The sequence below is a fragment of the Pedobacter polaris genome, assembly GCF_005116505.1.
GTDB lineage: Bacteria > Bacteroidota > Bacteroidia > Sphingobacteriales > Sphingobacteriaceae > Pedobacter > Pedobacter polaris.
The window spans coordinates 108,359-125,040 of sequence record NZ_SWBR01000003.1 but is presented as its reverse complement, the minus strand read 5'-3'; the positions used below and the strand labels follow the sequence as shown (position 1 = coordinate 125,040).

Below are 16,682 nucleotides of genomic sequence, written 5' to 3'. Positions count from 1 at the left end.
CGCGAAACAACTTATTAAGTACCGTAAAAGCAAAATTTTTAATTTTTAAAATCGCCCCACATTATTTTTTTCGTTTTTAAGAATCTGAGAGCTTATCATGTTCATAAAAGCTTCCTTGTAGGATTCGCCGAGTGAGATAGTGCTATCGTTAGACATCGTTATCCTTGAATGTTCAACGATCTTAATATAATTAATGTTGATTATAAACGCTCGATGCACCCTTAAGAACGTGGTCCCTGACAACATCCCCATTACCTTTGCAATGCCGACGTGAGTTAAATGCGTATCGTCTATAGTAGATATGCTGATGTAATGCTCCATCGCCTGAATATAAATTATATCGGAGATCTTGATGCGCAATATTTTCCCCTTGATGCCTGAATTGATAAAAATATTCTCTGAATGTGATGTTTGGGGCGACGAACCGCGCGGCCTCGACCGGTCGAGTACTTTTTCTACCGATCTTACAAACTGGCTGAATGAAAATGGCTTCAACAGGAAGTCATGCGCGTCTACCTCGAACGCTTCTACGGCGAATCTCGAATGTGCCGTAATGAATACGATCGCTATATCTGGGGGGAGCATTTTAGCAATTTCAATTCCTGATATTTCTGGCATGTCTACATCTAAAAACAAAATTTTAGGCTTATGCTTTCGCAGGTCTTCCAGCCCTTTAAAAGGGTTGGTATTGCTTCCGATGAGACGTAGTTCTGGCACTTTGCTTATATAGCCTTCCATCGCGGTTATTGAATGACTTTCGTCATCGAGAATGTAACAAGAGTTCATAAGTGGTGATCACGGTTGATATACTAACCTAACCATTATTTTTCATTTTCTTTATAAAATTAACGTGCTGTCTTACTTTTTTTTAAAAGCAGGATGGAAAAATAATGGTTAGGCTGGCTTGTCAAAAACACTTGTACCCAAGTGTCTATTATCTTGTGAAAAACCTCTCCTTCTGCCTCTAATACTGGTAGGCCACCCCTATGATGTGGCGGCTCTTCTTCAGTTTTCGATGGCTCCATCGCGTCTATCCAGGCGTTAATTTTGTACAATGCCCAGGCCGCATAAACATTCTTTTTCTGGATGATTGCAAAATCTACAAGGGCATACATGCGTTGCCTTGTTTGCGTTATGAATGCCAAACCGGAAAACCAATGCGGGATAGGTGCCTGGAGTGGAACACTATTCAAGAAATAATTTTAATGTGGAACAACGTATTTAAAGGAGTAGAGGTGCAAAAAAGTATTGACTGTTAAGAAACTGCGCCATCAGTTTGTCTTTTTTAGAGAAGGCTTAATTTTTATTTTTGGTTTGGGAAATTCAACCACTTCTCCAGTGGTACTTTCAATAGCCTTTCGGCAATTTGTCTGGAATTGTTTATCATTAGCATTATCCAAAACGTATACGACAACTTCATAAAGATCGACCGTTTTGACAAGAGCTGTACCTAGTCTTTTTGCGTTTGTTAAGCACTTTTGAGTGAATTGATCTGCTCGCAGGTGCGGTTCCACTAGACGGTGCCCATTACCGAAGATGATGCCCTTTGCAGGAACTTCCACATCATCTCTTTCGAAGTCTTCATTAATATTCGATTCCAACTGCCTGAACTTTGAAATATCAATTGCGCTGTTATCCTTGCCCTCTGATTCACCAATCATTCTTATTCCATTTGTGTGTGAAATAAGGTGATCAATTTCTATATCGCCGTCTTTGAAATTTTCAACCGTATAGCCTAGCAGTTGAAGGCTTTTCTCAACTGCCTTTTCTAATGGCTTGCCATTTTCAAATAGCAAAGCGGAATATTGAATTAATTCTTCCTTCTCCATCAATTCAGCATCTTTCAGAGTATGTAATGCAATTATTTCCTCTTCAAATTTTTGTATAGACATATCGATCTCCGAAATCTTTTTCGGAAAATCAACTGAATTCATCCACTCAGGTTTTGGAGTCCCTTCGGCTTGCGAACTCAACAATTTATCTATCTCAACCAATTGGCTAACAATGCCCTTAGAGATACGGGTAGCTTCTGGCTTCCACTTTGAGCCTCCTTGCTGACTGTATGTTTTCAATTCCGAAATATCGAAGTAAGGCAAGTAAACTATGCATCCCGAAAGATCTTTAAATCTTGAAATAGCGGATATGACGTTTGATCCGTCTCTAGTGGTAAAAAGCTTATTACGAATTTCAGAGGTAAACACGACTTTATATTCCGAAATATCTTTAATTAAGGCATATAAACCTTTAAACTTCGCATCAACGACTTTCAAATGCTTTCCCTTTGCATTCCTTATGCTAATTGAGGTCGGTAAGACATCGTAATTCGTGATTTGTGAAGTAGTATAATTTTTAACACCTCTTGTACCAATGGAATATCCTGCAGCCCCGCTATCTATTTCATAATCATTCAATAGGAAAAAAATTGTCTTTCCCGCTTTCAGGGCGTCTTTGATTTCACCACCCCAGTGCGCAATGGCTGTTTTGAGCCGTTCCGCCCCCTCGATAGTGATACACGAGCCGCCACCCGTGAAATCAATCCGTGGCATTTTAGGAAACTCTGGATCAAACAAAACAATATCGTAATCCAAAAGTGACTGTCCAGATTGATAGGAAATTTGATCTATACTCGGAAAACTGAAGTTAACTGCGACAATATTTTTCATTTGGTATTTGGAGAATTAAATTGGTTGATTGGCATAAATATAGAATAAACCAAATTAACTTACTCACTATAAAGATTATATAATAAGTGATGAACTTTAATTTTTTTCTCGGTATCTTCAGGTAATGTATGATTAGTTACGAAATGCGAAGAGCCAATAGCTTTATAACCTCCAACAAAATTGGAATGGCTTTGAATAATCCCGGGCACTTGAGCTAAAACCTTTGAAAAGTCTCTGTTCTTACAAAACATGATGATAACACCGTAGTTTTGCCTCCAAGTTACATATCTTGTTAATTGATCTATCGTATCTAGATACGTTTTTTCTCCACCCCATAATTTGCATTCGAATATTAATATTTCTCCTTTTTCTATCTTTAGATGAATATCGGTTTTTCCCTTTTTTACAAAAGTTTCACCTGTTGCGTTTCCTTCAAAAATAGCATTTAAAGCGGCTAAAATAATATCCCTTAACTGCTCTTCCCCTAGTTGCTTATATGAAGATGGCGTTCTTTCGAATGTTAAACATTGGTTATCAATAAAATTAAGGATTTCACTTAAAATGGTTTCCTCAAGTGTATATTCTTCTGGAAGTTTTGGCGTTGGCTTCACCACCTTAACAAAATCTCTTGTGTCAACTGATATCTTAGTCACCTCACGAGGCACTTTTTGTTTTAAAGGAATTCTAATCTTCTGTGTTAATGCATTGATTTTATTATTGTCACTTTCCAATTTGGTTTTTCTTTGAGATAAGATATTTTTAATCGAACCTAAGAAATTGGTGTTTTCTTGAATAATGTTTGAATTTTTAGCATTGAGTAGATTGATTAGTCTATCTGATTTTGAATTAATCTCATTGGCCATTGCGTCTTCATCCATTGAACCACCATACCATTTCGTGTCAAACTTGTATGAAATTTCATTGCGTTCAAAGGATATGCTTTCATCAAAACCATCTAGAGTTCTTGTCAACCCATTAAGTTTCATTATCAAGTGCAGATTAGAATTAGGCTGAATTGGAAGTGATATGATTGCAACTTCATATTCCCAATTTGTATCTCCTTCTGATTGATATCCAAATTCCCTTTGGTGTGCGCGAACTCTTCTTACCTCTTTTTTTGGCTCAAAGGCAATATCTTCTGGATCAAAATCTAGGGCTACCAGCGAATACCTTTGAAAATAATACTTTGAAAGTTCATCCACATCAGAACCTAGAATTTGTGCATCATTTTCGCGAAGAATTTCTTCTCGGACTTTTTCAAGTTGCTCTTGATAATGATCATTAAAAGTTGGCCCGAACATACCCATATTATATCTTTATTATTAATTAAGTCATAAAGGTAACATTTTAGTGCTTCTAAATAAATGCCTAAATATCAATGGAAACCACTTAATAAATTAGGCAGCTAAATGCAGTTGGACAAACATTAAATTTAGTTTTCGTTCAAACCAAGGAGAAGGCATAATGGAAAAATTATGTTAGCTAATATATAGCTAGATAACTTAATGCCAATTCGGTAAGGTATCGGCGAAATATTTAGATAAGTATATATAGAATGGCTACCTTAGTAATACATTTCAATATTATGTTCTCCGATTTAAGCAAAATTCCTTTATCAAATGGATTGACTATTTCCATGGCGATCTTTAACATTTGTGCTCCACCAGCTATTACAATAATGTTTACACAAACCACAATGTTCTTTGAATTAGATACCATTAAGCTGATCTTCTTCTGCTTAATGATTGGGAGTTTATATTTTTCTGCGATAATACTTTATTCCAACACAAGAGGACATTTTAAAGATTTCAAGAACACCGTTGTAAATGATGAAACTAAGGCTCATCAATTACAGTTTTTAGCTGATGCAAATTTTAAAGGATTTAAGTTTTGGATTTTTACAGCATTTACTTGTTTTATCTTTTTTTTATTTCAGAAAAAGCTCTACACCGCCCATGTAGCGATAGTTTCCATTTCATTTTATATTTATATAATGCTCTGGCACTACATACAGGTATTCTTTTTCAATAGGAAACAAAAGAAGATTGGAGAAAAAACTTATAAAACTCCCTAGAATTGATACTCTTACCATCTACTATTTCAACTTTAATTGAAATTGAGGTGAGTTTCTTTATACTCCAATCATTAATATTCTTAATGATGTGGATTATTCAATAACTTATTACGCAAAATAGGAAATAATAAAAGAGTTATATGGATTGAAGAGTTTTAATAAGGTCGAATTTATTAGAAACGCCAACTTTTAAGAAGATATTTTGGCTGTGCTTAGTTACAGTTCTTTCAGCAATAAATAAATTACTTGCAATATCTTTATACTTTAAGCCATTCAGCATTAAAACAACCACCTCAACCTCTCTGCATGTAAGATTAAACTCCTCACACTTTAATTTAAATTGTTCAGCTTGGGATGGTTTATTTTCATTGTTTAACTGATCTATTAATATCACAAATTGCTGATTTATTTCTCTACTTTCTACTAATTCCCTCCAAAAGAATAAGGCGGAAGTAACAACAAAACCCCCATTAATAATTACCACTTCTGTAAATTGTTCTACTCCGTAATAGCTTATTATAGGCATGGATATCCAGGGCATTATAGAAAGATAAGTTAAAACCATTTCGCTTTTCTCTCTACTTTCACGTTCAAACGTCTTCTTAATCTCGCGGTATATAAAATACATGGCCACAATTGTATAAATAGCTGGGACGTACATAGCATGTTTTACGCTATTAATAAGATTGAGAGTAATTAAATATTCTATAACAATGCAAGATAAAAATGGCACAAAAAGAAAGATTGATACCCCATAGAATACGTGGAATTTTAACCTTTTAAGGTTATAGTAATTATAAAAGAAATATGGAAAATAACAAGCCAAAGCAAAGCCACTACCATATGCTAGAATATTTTGAAAAACTATTGGCATAGGTATCTTCGAGTCGGGAAATAGCCCACCGCAAAGATTATAAACAATGAAAAGCGTAAGTAAAGTTAAATAATAACCTTTCTTTTGATCAAAGGATTTTTGATAATAAAATAAAAGCTGAAAGAGCAAAAGGATTATTTGGCTAATTAAAAAAACTAGCGTTATCAGTTCCATTTCTGTGTCAAAAACTTTCATAAGATAAAATGTTAATAGATTGATAGAAGTTTAACGGTGAGGTCTTTTGAGCATAAAGAGAGTATAATCAAATAGAATTGTATTGTAGGTTCTGAAATCGAAACTCTCGTACCAAGGCACGTTAATTAAAGTGGAGGTTTCTAATAAAATATCTAACCCGTTCATATCGCTATCTTCTATTATCTGTCTTAATAGATTACTACCTATACCTTTTTTCTGGTCGGCATCCTTCACCCCTATAAACCATAGATAAGTAAATTCGGAATTAGGATATTTAGATTTTATGAGATTTTCCCTTTTCAAAGCCGAATTTATCCTCCAGATACCAATTGATTTAAAAATCAACTTAATGTCAAGCCATATAGCTTTTAAATTATTCTTTTTTAAATGCGGGTAAATAACCAGGGCGCAGCCTTTATAGTCGTCGGACAAGTAGATTCTACCAAATTCAAAACATATATCAAAAGAATATTGCATTAAAGCGTTGATTCTTAACTCTCTTTTGTAGTCTTGTTTTATAATGTAGTTAACACTTAGATTATTTGAAAAAGATTGAGCTAGAATATCAATAACTACAACCCTGTCTTTTCTTTGTGCTATTTTCATATATATATCAATCTAAGTTCTTATAGTAATTCGTAACTCTAAACATCTTCCTTTATGATTATTAGTAAGTCATTACTTTTCAAAAATAACCGTTGCGTTCACCCTAAAATATATTTAAACCATTTGTCCGAGAGTAACAACACTGAAATAAAAACTAAAAATAATATGGCAAGAATTGCGCCTAAACAAATATCAATACTGAGCTTCATCAGATAAACATAATAGGGTGTATCAGACATTAATGTGGTAAAAATGGGATTTTAGATAAGGTTAAAATGATACTCAAATTGTTGAATAAAGTCAACGATTTTGTTTGAAAAATTGCTTCAAAGACAGCTTATCAGTGCAAAACGGCTTCAACCCTTAATATTCAGTATTTAAAGAAATAACTTTACACAAATGCATTTGTATTAGAGAAGTACGTAACAAATGAACTTAATCATGAAGGGATAAAATGACTAAAACATCATTTATAGAATATAGAAAACTTATACCCTTAACAAGGTTAACTTTAAAATTTCTGATACAGCCATAATATTGAGACCATAAAAAATAGCAAAATCTACGCTGTTATTATGATAGCGAATACAAAAGTGTCAATTTAATTCATTTTCTTTTGATACTCCCAAGCACTATTTTTATCTAAAACAGCCAATTCTTTGTAAAACTCTATAGCTTCTTCTTTATATCTTTTTTGAAAGGCAGCGTATTTCGCTAGCGTCTTACTATCATACTTCCAAGATAAGTCAGAATTGTATCCACCATAACGATATGAAAGTTGATTGCATAATTCAGCAGCAATAATTTTAGCTTTTAAATCGATCAATTTTAAACTCAATGCTTTCTCTATCATTCTCTTTCCAGTTAATAACCTATCAATAAAGATTTTATCAGCAGCATATGGATTAGCTAATAGATCCCCTGCCTTAAGATAGAAAAAGGACCTTAGCATTAAAGCCGTCGTATCATTTGGACTTTTAACCAAAACCTTATCTAAGCTATCTATTTGTTTTATGTAACTTTTCGCAGTGTAATATAAGCGACCATCATCAAGTTTCACAATACTCGACTGTTTAATTAAATGAACTTGAGCTTTTGCAGTCAATGTAATTATTGACAGTAAAATAACTGCAGAAAAGGTTTTCATATTATAGATGTGTTTTTTATAGGTAATCCAAACTTACAAAATATCTTTAAAAATATTATCAGCTGCTTGATCCAACGTATCAGTCATTTTTAAGTTTTTAATATAGCCCTCAGTTGTGGATCTTTTTGAGTGACCTAGGAGCTGTTGAATAATAGCAATATTTCCACCCGTACTTTCGTCCGCTAGTACGGCAAATGAATGCCTAGCTATATGCGTAGATAAGTTCTTATTGATATCAGCCATTTCGGCTAACATTTTTAGGTATTTGTTGATTAAAGAGGTACAAGCTTCTTTATGTTTAGTTCTTGCTTTCTCATTATCATCATCAGATTTTTTTTCATTTGGTTGCCACTTCCAAAACGGGAATAGCCTTAAATTTTGCTGTACAGCATATTTTTCTACTATTACAATTGCTGGCAAAATTAGTGACATATCATAATGAGTGCCCGTTTTAAGGCTAGAATAAATAAACCTACTATCCTTAAAGTTATCTTCAGTTGCTTGTAACAAATCGCCTACACGAACACCTCGCAGATAAACTTGAAGTATAAAAAAATCTCTTACTGTTTCTAAAATATCTCCAGTGGGAAGTTTTAGGTTTATAATTTTATCTAATTCAAGCCTGGTAAGCTTTTGTTTAATTTTTTCATTCACAGTGACCTTAAATGAATTAGCATCTTGGTCAATTCGATTTTTGCTATATTTTTTAATTACCCCTTTTAGGTTAACTAGTTTTTTATTAATTGTTGAACCAATGTTGCCATTTTCTAGTTTTAGATGTAAAGCAAAATTTTCCATCCAAGCTTTATTAATATTATCGACTGGGATATCCTTAAACCTTTTAACTTGATCTTTTAAAATCCCGTATTTAATTACGGTTGAAAATTTTTTAACTCCATCCATTTTAACTATTTCTTTTTCTAGAACCTCAACTAGACTAAGAGATGTTTTTTCATTAAAAATTTCTTTATCAATTATTCTATTCTCTTCTTTAGCAAGTAAAAGAGCTTTTTCATAAAAACTCAACTTAGAAGTTATGAGCTTGTTGATGTTTAAAGAATTTGGTGCAGAAGATTTAAGTTTAGACTGACTGGCATCCCAATATTTAGGCAGACATTTGTAAATGACCTTTTTAAAAACCTTTCTATTATCGATAATTTGAAAAATAATCGGATGTGAACCGTCGGAATAGGTTTTATTAGTTGATAATAACACTTTTATTGAAGCCATTCTGGTGCAAACATTATAGTAAACAAGGTGCAAACAAATTAGGTTAAATTTCAATTGTTAACATATGCAAACGTATGCAAAAAGCTCATTAAAACAAAGAAGGGAACGATTATAAACCGTTCCCTTTCGTTAACATACGATAATGTGGAGAATATCGGATTCGAACCGATCACCTCTTCACTGCCAGCGAAGCGCTCTAGCCAAATGAGCTAATCCCCCAATAATTAGATGGGAAGCAAAAGTAATTAAAAGTTTAAGGCTCGCAAATATATTATTAGAATTTTAATCTAAAATATTCCCCTTAGGAATAAAAAACTTTAAAAAATTCTAAATACTTGTTTAAACATTTAAAGTTACTAGCTAATTATTACTATTTTAGATGGCTGATTATGCGCTCAAAATCATTCAGAATCTTCAAATTACTCATATTACTTATATTTTTTTCTATAAGTAATGTAGCCATTGCGCAAAATCCGGGAGGAAGACCTCCAATTAAAGATCTTTCTGAAATTAAACAAATGCCTGCATCAGCAGATAAAATAATTCATTTAGTTAGGTATGCCAGAAACCCCAGTATGATTTATTCTGATGAGCTTAAGGTAGAAATAGAAGAAGTATTACAGTGGGCAAAAGACCAAAAAATAGACGATCAAATTGCAAATTTAACAGCTACACGAGCAATTATAGAATTAGGGTTAGGAAACCAAGAATTAGCCGTAAGTTATATTAAACAAGCTGAAGAATTTTTACCCAAGATTAACGATTTCCAGGCTGTGTCTATAGTTTCTGATTTAACTAGAATTTATAGCAGAATAAGTAATTTTGAAAAAGCAATTTTGTATTTTGATAAAATGGAAGCGCTTACAAAAGATAAGCCTCAATTTATTCTTCCAAGAATTGCTCACTTAAAAAATAGAATAAACATAGATATAAGGACTGGAAATACCGCTAAACTCAAAGCCAATTATAATATTATCTTAAAACTGGCTAAGGAAAGTAATAACCCAGATCTTTTAAAAAACACCCGTTTTTCTTATGCTCACGCATTATTGAATATTCGCAAAGAGGATGAAGCATTTGAAATTTTAAAAGAGCTTATTCCAGACTTAGATAATTCTACCAACAACCAAACAGCACAATTTTTTAATATACTTTCAAGAAATTATGAGGCTAATGGAGATTATAAAAATGCATTGATTTACGCCGAAAAAGAATTTAATCTTCCCATTGCTACAACCCAACAAAAGGGAAACAGCGTTAATAAAATGATTTTGCTTTCCTATTTATTAAAAAATTATAATAACCTAGATAAGTATATTGTTGAGCATAGGAAGTTTGGTATGGATGAAAATAACCTTTTCTCTCGTAAACAGTATTTTTTAGCAGAAAGCAGATATTATCATGTAAAAGGCAAAACTAATCTTGCCAAAAGGAATTACAAAAAGGTTTTGAATTTAAAAATGGGCAAACAGCTAGCACCCACCTTAGATATAGCTGCATTAACTGGCTTAGCAAGTCTTTATGCCAAAGAAAATAAAAACGATTCGGCTTCTCTCTATTTTAAAAAGGCAGAGAATAGCTTGAAGAAATATCCCGTAAATCCGGCAACTCGTTTAATTTATGCAAACTCATTAAAAGAGTTTAACCAAACAAACAAAATAAGCCAGGATACGCTGATTAAAAATCTAGAGCAAGAAATGCATTTGAAAGATACCTTATATCAAATGAGCCTGTCTAAAATTACCCATGAGTTAGCAACTAAATATCGTGTTAGCGAAAAGGAAAAAGCTTTAGTTATTGCAAAAAAACAACAGCAATTACAGCAATTAGAAATAAAACAACAAAGGCAGCGCAACTGGCTCATCATTATGGGCGCTACAGTGGCCTTATTGTTACTAACAGCTTTAGCTTATATTTTATTTCAACGTAAAAAACAGGCTACGCTTTTACATAATGCAACGGTAAATGACTTAAGGAAACAACATCGAATCGATATCATGGACACCCTTACTGAAGCGCAAGAACAAGAGAAAAAAAGAGTTGCTGAACGTTTGCATGATGAGGTTGGCGCAATGATTTCCATCGCAAATTTGAATATCAACTCCTTACAAAAAGATATTTTTAGCACCAATGTTGATGCAGAAAACAAATTAAAAGTTACTCAAAAACTAATGAGCGACATTAGTGAAACTGTTCGCAATATTAGTCATACCTTAATGCCAATTGCATTAGAAAAATATGGTTTTAAAGCAGCGATTTTAGATTTGCTAACAGCGATAAAAACGGCTAATCGTTTAAGTGTAGAACATGTAATAGAAGGCTTAGATCATACCGAAAATTGGCCGCAAAATTTTACTTTAAGTACTTATCGGATTATTCAAGAAATAGTAAACAATGCCATTAAACATGCAGAGGCTTCTCATTTATTTGTGCAGCTTATAGAACTAGATAATGCCTTAACTATTTACATTGAAGACAATGGAAAAGGCATTGAACAAGATCATGATGAAAGTGGTGCGGGCATGAAATTACTAGAAACAAACATTGCTTATTTATCAGGCAAATTAGAAATTAAAGGTGAACCTAATCAAGGTACGTTTGCATTAATTGAACTTCCAATTCCTAACATCGTTGAACTATGAAAATCAAATTGATATTAGCAGATGACCATCCTGTAGTTTTACATGGTATAAATGCCCATTTTAGTACAGATGATAGATTTGAAATCATTGCAATGGTAAACAATGGCTTAGAGTTATTAAACTCCTCATACCTACCCGAAGCAGATGTAATTCTATTAGATTTAAATATGCCAGGAATAGATGGCCTAAAAGCATTAGATGAACTAAAAGCAAAAAATATTAAAGCTAAATTTATTGTGCTTACTAATTACCATTCTTTTGAGTTGGTAAAGGACTGCAAAAATAAAGGTGCCAGCGCTTACCTTGTTAAAACCGATGAATTGCAAAACCTAGCATCAAGTATTTTGAAAGTGATGGATAACAAGCAAATCTTTCCAAATTTTGATGAGAAAGAAATTCCTGATGCTAAATTCTCTTATTTTGATGATTTCTTAAAAAAATATAAACTCACCAAAAGAGAGGTGGAAATTATTAGGTTGGTATGTCAAAATCTTCGAACTAAAGACATTGCAGAACGTTTATATTTATCTGAATTTACGGTTCATACGCATAGAAAAAACATCATGCGTAAATTGGATCTATCAGACTCTACTGTTGCACTTTATGAATTCGCAAGAAAAGCAAATCTAATTAGTTAATCAAAACAAAAGAATCCACGCAAGGTCTTCGACAGGCTCAGACTGACATACAGACCCATCTATGTCTAATAGCTAGAATTAGCTCTAACTAGCTGCTAAAAACTACATAAAAAAAGAGCTGAAAATATCAGCTCTTTTTTATTTAATTAAGGTCCTAGACAAGCTAAGATTTATCTATTTTTTCTCTGTAGAAAATGAATAAGGGAAAGCTGTTTCACTTACTCCCCTAGTTTTATTTGGAGTGGATGACATGCCAAAATCTAAAACGCCGCCTTTTAGCAATGCCGAATGGCTTAACCAATTTTTATCATAGCTAGCCCCATTAACTTTTAATGTTTGGATATACCTATTGCTTTCGCTATTTCCTGGTGCATTGATCACAATTGTTTTGCCATTTTCTAGGTTTAAGGTTACTTTCTTAAACAATGGCGCACCAATTACATATTGATCTGTTGCAGGTGTAACCGGATAAAATCCCATTGCTGAGAATACATACCAAGCAGAGGTTTGTCCATTATCTTCATCTCCACAATAACCATCTGGCGTAGCTGAATACATTCTGTTCATTGTTTCTCTAACCCAATATTGAGTCTTCCAAGGTGCCCCACCGTAGTTGTATAAATAAATCATGTGCTGTATGGGTTGGTTACCATGTGCATACTGACCCATGTTTGCAATCTGCATTTCACGAATTTCGTGTATAACACCGCCATAAGCACTCTCATCAAAAATTGGAGGCATAGAGAAAACTGAATCTAACTTGGTTACAAACTTTGCATTACCACCCATCAGCTTTGATAAACCTGCCACATCTTGAAACACAGACCAGGTGTAATGCCAGCTGTTACCTTCAGTAAAATCGCCACCCCATTTAAAAGGACTAAAAGGGACAGAAAATGTACCATCTGTTTTTTTACCTCTCATTAAACCAGAAGCTGGATCGAACAAGTTTTTATAGTTCATGCTTCGTTTTGCATAAATATCTATCTCACTTGCAGGTTTACCCAAAGCTTTACCAAACTGGTAAATAGCAAAATCATCATAGGCATACTCTAAAGTTCTGGCAGCGCTTTCATTTAATTTTGTGTCATTAGGCACATAACCTAATTCATTATAATATTTAACTCCTGCACGTCCAACGGCTGTCATAGGGCCTTCATTATTAGCGCCATGTTTTAATGCTTCCCATAAAGTTTCTGTGTCATAACCACGCAACCCTTTTATATATGCATCAGCTACTACAGAGGCCGAGTTATTACCAATCATAATGTTAGCATAGCCTGGGCTACTCCATTCTGGCAACCATCCACCCTCTTTGTAATCGTTAATTAATCCTTCTTGCATTTCTTTATTTATAGAAGGATAAACCAAATTTAGGAAAGGATATAAGGCTCTAAATGTATCCCAAAAGCCTGTACCTGCAAACATATAACCTGGCAATACTTTTCCATTGTATGGGCTCCAATGCACAATTTTATTGTTGGCATCAATCTCATATAATTTATTAGGGAAGAAAAGTGTACGATAGAATGAGGAGTAAAAAGTGCGAGTTTGGTCAACTGTACCACCCTCAACAGAAATTCTGCTTAAAGTTTTGTTCCAAATTGCTTTTGCTTTTGCTTTGGTAACATCAAATGCATCATTAGCTAATTCTCTTTTTAAACTAATTTCTGCCTGCTCAAAACTGATAAATGAGGAAGCAACTTTAGCATTTACTTTCTCTCCGTTTTCTGTTTTAAAGCCAATTACTGCACCAGTATGGTCGCTTTGCAATTCTAAGTCTGTATTATTTAATTTATTGCCTGACCATGTTTTAGAAATGGTAAATGCCTTATCGAAAATAATTACAAAATAGTTTTTGAAATTACTAGGTAGTGGACCACGAGCATATTTACTTGTATAACCAATTATTTTACGCTCTGATGGAATTATTTTAATATATGAGCCTTTGTTTAAAGCATCAACAACTACAAATGCACTATCTGTTTTAGGAAAAGTGAAACGGAATTGTGCTGCTCTTTCTGTTGGCGTAATCTCTGTGGTAACATTTGCATCGGCCAAATAAACGCTGTAGTAATATGGTTTTGCCACTTCTGCTTTATGGGTAAACCAACTCGCTCTATCATCTTCTGTAAATTTTAATTTTCCAGTTACAGGCATAATGGCAAACTGACCATAATCATTCATCCACGGAGAAGGCTGGTGGGTTTGCTTAAAACCACGAATTTTATCTTGATCATATTGATAAGCCCAACCATTACCCATTTTACCAGTTTGTGGAGTCCAGAAATTCATCCCCCATGGCACCGCAATTGCAGGATAGGTATTTCCATTTGAAAGCTCTGGTTTAGATTGTGTTCCCATTAACGGGTTTACCCATTCTACTGGATCAGTAATTTTGCCAACAGTTTGTGCCGAAAGTCCTATTCCTGCAAAAACTAAAGCCGTGGTTAATAATTTTTTGATCATTGTATGTGTATTGAGAGTAAGAGAATATTGTTTAATTAGGTGCCTGGATTTGCTGCATAAGCGATCCAAAGTTCATCAACAGTTTTACCTGTTAAATCTTTCCATAAATTATCTTTATAGGTATGGTTACGCATAGCGGAATCTAGTTTTACCACTATACCTTTATTGCCGTTCAATTCTAACCAATTTAAAAAACGAGCAGTAATTCGATATGCATTTTTATAGCTTTGCTCTGGTTTAAAAGGAGTTAAAGTCCAATTTGCGCCAGGATTATCAACCCCGTATTTATAACGAACATAATCTGCAATACCTTCGGTTAACCAACCTGGTCCGCCACCATTGCCATAATTTTGAACGATGTGCATTGATTCGTGAGTAACTACATCTATATCACCTGGACTTTTCACAAACCACCAAGGGTTAAAAGTTATACGACCACCACCAGCTTCTGCTATTGCTTTGTAATTGGTATCTACATTAAACGTAACAACTTTGGCAGTATTTTTATTAAAATCTTCCGCAAGTTTTGGATAAACTTTAAAAAAGGTTTTAACCATTCGTTTTTTAAGGGCAGGATCAAGATTCGCATAGTTATTTTTAAAAACTAATGTATATCCTTTCTCCTTAAAAGTTTCGGTTTCTTGAGCATTTACAACTCCAATAGTTAAGCAAAAGCAGACTGATAAAAATATTTTTTTCATTTTATGTTTGGATATTATTTCAACAAATGAGGTTTTTCATTATATACCTTCCATAAAAATTCGCCGAATAAAGTATTAGCCCATGCAAACCAACTACGCGTAAAGTTTTTAGGATCGTCTTTATGGAAACTTTCATGCATAAAACCTTTCCCTGCATGTGTGCTTTTTAGCATAGCAATACATTTTTTAATTTCGGCATCACTTACAGATGTTAAACCTTGCATAGTGATAGCCATTGGCCAAATCATATCTGGACCAATATGCGGGCCACCAACTCCTTCTGCAGCAGTACCTTTAAAAAAGTATGGGTTATTGCTAGATAGGATAAATTTTCTGGTGTTTTTATAAATTGGATCATCAACCTTTATAGCACCCAAGTATGGCATAGACAGTAAGCTTGGCACATTGCTATCATCCATCATGTATGCACTTCCAAAGCCATCAACTTCAAAGGCAAGCATTTTTCCGAACTCTGGGTGATCTTTAACAGCGTATTTCTTTAATGCTGCATCAACCTCATTCGCTAACGCAGTTAAGCTATCCGCCAAAGCTTTATCATTATGCAAAGCAACTACCATTTCTGCTGCTTGTTTTAAACTACTTACTGCAAAAAAGTTAGATGGGATTAAAAAAGGATAAACTGTTGCATCATCGCTTGGGCGGAAAGAAGAACAAATTAAGCCAACAGGTTTAACCGGAAAGCCATATCCATTCATAGAAAGTGTATCTGTTGGATACAAGCTTTCACGTTGAAAACGATAAGGACCTTTACTGGTTTTACGTTGTTGTTCGATAAATGTTTTTAATGTTGCTACTATTGCTTTCTTCCAATCGGCATCAAAAGGAGTTTTATCTCCTGTTTTTTTCCAATAATTATAGGCTAAACGAATTGGGTAACACAACGAATCTATCTCCCATTTACGTTCATGAACGCCAGGTTTCATAGCGGTTTTATCATTTTTCCACTCGCCTATTTTATTTTCATCATTATAAAATGCATTAGCATATGGATCTTTTAGGATATAAGCTGTTTGGCGATTAATTACACCGGCAATTAAATCCTTAATTTTTTGCTCTTCATTTGCAAATTGCAGGTATGGCCAAACTTGGGCCGAGCTGTCTCTCATCCACATGGCATCAATATCTCCAGTAATTACATAAGTATCTGGCCTGCCATTTTTTGTGGTATAAGTTACAGTTGTATCCAAAGTATTTGGAAAACAATTTTCAAACAGCCAGCCCAATTCCTTATCAGCTACATTGGCTTGAAATTTTTTAATGGCATTATCAACAGCCACACTTGTAAAGTGACGTTTTGATGCCGCAACTCTCACTACAGGAAAATCTTCTGGTGCAGTTGCAAAAGACAATTTAGAAGCTAGGATACCTGCGCCTAGCAAACTTGTATTTTGAATAAATCTTCTTCTTTCCATATTAAGATTA

The 16,682-nt window shown here is 33.9% G+C and carries 14 protein-coding genes and 1 tRNA gene; 3 read left to right on the top strand and 12 right to left on the bottom strand.

Going from position 1 to position 16,682, the window contains the following annotated elements; genetic code table 11:
• Positions 1-45 precede the first annotated feature (45 nt).
• From FA048_RS12590 to FA048_RS12575, 4 genes are all read right to left on the bottom strand, one after another.
• Complete coding sequence (locus FA048_RS12590; RefSeq protein ID WP_136841523.1) at positions 46-786, bottom strand: LytR/AlgR family response regulator transcription factor; 741 nt, start codon at positions 784-786, stop codon at positions 46-48.
• A 59-nt stretch (positions 787-845) separates the two neighbouring features.
• Positions 846-1,115 (bottom strand): hypothetical protein, encoded by a 270-nt coding sequence (locus FA048_RS12585; protein ID WP_136841521.1) that lies wholly within the window; start codon positions 1,113-1,115, stop codon positions 846-848.
• Between the two features lie 156 nt (positions 1,116-1,271).
• Entirely contained in the window at positions 1,272-2,663 is a 1,392-nt protein-coding gene (locus tag FA048_RS12580; RefSeq protein WP_136841519.1) for a hypothetical protein, read from the bottom strand.
• A 59-nt stretch (positions 2,664-2,722) separates the two neighbouring features.
• Positions 2,723-3,970 (bottom strand): PDDEXK family nuclease, encoded by a 1,248-nt coding sequence (locus tag FA048_RS12575; RefSeq protein ID WP_136841517.1) that lies wholly within the window; start codon positions 3,968-3,970, stop codon positions 2,723-2,725.
• A gap of 248 nt (positions 3,971-4,218) precedes the next feature.
• Here FA048_RS12575 and FA048_RS12570 point away from each other — a divergent pair, with 248 nt between their 5' ends.
• A complete protein-coding gene (locus tag FA048_RS12570) occupies positions 4,219-4,737 on the top strand; it encodes a hypothetical protein (protein WP_136841515.1) in 519 nt (172 codons plus the stop codon).
• A gap of 136 nt (positions 4,738-4,873) precedes the next feature.
• Here FA048_RS12570 and FA048_RS19740 read toward each other — a convergent pair whose 3' ends face one another.
• The 5 genes from FA048_RS19740 to FA048_RS12545 form a co-directional block, all read right to left on the bottom strand.
• A complete protein-coding gene (locus FA048_RS19740; RefSeq protein WP_169306868.1) occupies positions 4,874-5,365 on the bottom strand; it encodes a helix-turn-helix transcriptional regulator in 492 nt (163 codons plus the stop codon).
• A 471-nt stretch (positions 5,366-5,836) separates the two neighbouring features.
• The gene (locus FA048_RS12560; RefSeq protein WP_136841511.1) at positions 5,837-6,412 is read right to left on the bottom strand and encodes a GNAT family N-acetyltransferase; all 576 of its coding nucleotides are present in this window, start codon (positions 6,410-6,412) and stop codon (positions 5,837-5,839) included.
• A gap of 601 nt (positions 6,413-7,013) precedes the next feature.
• Positions 7,014-7,559, bottom strand: a complete 546-nt coding sequence (locus FA048_RS12555) for a hypothetical protein (RefSeq protein WP_136841509.1) — start codon at positions 7,557-7,559, stop codon at positions 7,014-7,016.
• 33 nt (positions 7,560-7,592) lie between these two features.
• On the bottom strand, positions 7,593-8,789 hold the full coding sequence (locus FA048_RS12550; protein ID WP_136841506.1) for a tyrosine-type recombinase/integrase: 1,197 nt from the start codon (positions 8,787-8,789) through the stop codon (positions 7,593-7,595).
• 145 nt (positions 8,790-8,934) lie between these two features.
• A tRNA-Ala gene (locus FA048_RS12545) sits at positions 8,935-9,008 on the bottom strand.
• A gap of 170 nt (positions 9,009-9,178) precedes the next feature.
• Here FA048_RS12545 and FA048_RS12540 point away from each other — a divergent pair.
• Together FA048_RS12540 and FA048_RS12535 are read left to right on the top strand one after the other, a co-directional pair.
• Positions 9,179-11,431, top strand: a complete 2,253-nt coding sequence (locus tag FA048_RS12540; protein WP_136841504.1) for an ATP-binding protein — start codon at positions 9,179-9,181, stop codon at positions 11,429-11,431.
• Positions 11,428-12,069: a response regulator gene (locus FA048_RS12535; protein ID WP_136841502.1), complete on the top strand. Its 642-nt coding sequence runs from the start codon at positions 11,428-11,430 to the stop codon at positions 12,067-12,069. Before FA048_RS12540 ends, FA048_RS12535 begins: the two co-directional genes overlap by 4 nt.
• 174 nt (positions 12,070-12,243) lie before the next feature.
• On the opposite strand, the gene FA048_RS12530 is transcribed toward FA048_RS12535, so the two are convergent.
• The 3 genes from FA048_RS12530 to FA048_RS12520 are packed head-to-tail and all read right to left on the bottom strand — an operon-like array spanning position 12,244 to position 16,672.
• A complete protein-coding gene (locus FA048_RS12530; RefSeq protein WP_136841500.1) occupies positions 12,244-14,538 on the bottom strand; it encodes a GH92 family glycosyl hydrolase in 2,295 nt (764 codons plus the stop codon).
• A gap of 35 nt (positions 14,539-14,573) precedes the next feature.
• Positions 14,574-15,239, bottom strand: coding sequence for a basic secretory protein-like protein (locus FA048_RS12525; protein WP_136841498.1), 666 nt, complete (start codon positions 15,237-15,239; stop codon positions 14,574-14,576).
• 14 nt (positions 15,240-15,253) lie between these two features.
• On the bottom strand, positions 15,254-16,672 hold the full coding sequence (locus FA048_RS12520; RefSeq protein WP_136841496.1) for a glycoside hydrolase family 125 protein: 1,419 nt from the start codon (positions 16,670-16,672) through the stop codon (positions 15,254-15,256).
• Positions 16,673-16,682: the final 10 nt, after the last annotated feature.

Coding starts and splice junctions, on each gene's coding strand:
- FA048_RS12590 (WP_136841523.1), bottom strand. CDS start 786: ATGAACTCTTGTTACATTCTCGATGACGAAAGTCATTCAATAACCGCG.
- FA048_RS12585 (WP_136841521.1), bottom strand. CDS start 1,115: ATGTATGCCCTTGTAGATTTTGCAATCATCCAGAAAAAGAATGTTTAT.
- FA048_RS12580 (WP_136841519.1), bottom strand. CDS start 2,663: ATGAAAAATATTGTCGCAGTTAACTTCAGTTTTCCGAGTATAGATCAA.
- FA048_RS12575 (WP_136841517.1), bottom strand. CDS start 3,970: ATGGGTATGTTCGGGCCAACTTTTAATGATCATTATCAAGAGCAACTT.
- FA048_RS12570 (WP_136841515.1), top strand. CDS start 4,219: ATGGCTACCTTAGTAATACATTTCAATATTATGTTCTCCGATTTAAGC.
- FA048_RS19740 (WP_169306868.1), bottom strand. CDS start 5,365: ATGTATTTTATATACCGCGAGATTAAGAAGACGTTTGAACGTGAAAGT.
- FA048_RS12560 (WP_136841511.1), bottom strand. CDS start 6,412: ATGAAAATAGCACAAAGAAAAGACAGGGTTGTAGTTATTGATATTCTA.
- FA048_RS12555 (WP_136841509.1), bottom strand. CDS start 7,559: ATGAAAACCTTTTCTGCAGTTATTTTACTGTCAATAATTACATTGACT.
- FA048_RS12550 (WP_136841506.1), bottom strand. CDS start 8,789: ATGGCTTCAATAAAAGTGTTATTATCAACTAATAAAACCTATTCCGAC.
- FA048_RS12540 (WP_136841504.1), top strand. CDS start 9,179: ATGCGCTCAAAATCATTCAGAATCTTCAAATTACTCATATTACTTATA.
- FA048_RS12535 (WP_136841502.1), top strand. CDS start 11,428: ATGAAAATCAAATTGATATTAGCAGATGACCATCCTGTAGTTTTACAT.
- FA048_RS12530 (WP_136841500.1), bottom strand. CDS start 14,538: ATGATCAAAAAATTATTAACCACGGCTTTAGTTTTTGCAGGAATAGGA.
- FA048_RS12525 (WP_136841498.1), bottom strand. CDS start 15,239: ATGAAAAAAATATTTTTATCAGTCTGCTTTTGCTTAACTATTGGAGTT.
- FA048_RS12520 (WP_136841496.1), bottom strand. CDS start 16,672: ATGGAAAGAAGAAGATTTATTCAAAATACAAGTTTGCTAGGCGCAGGT.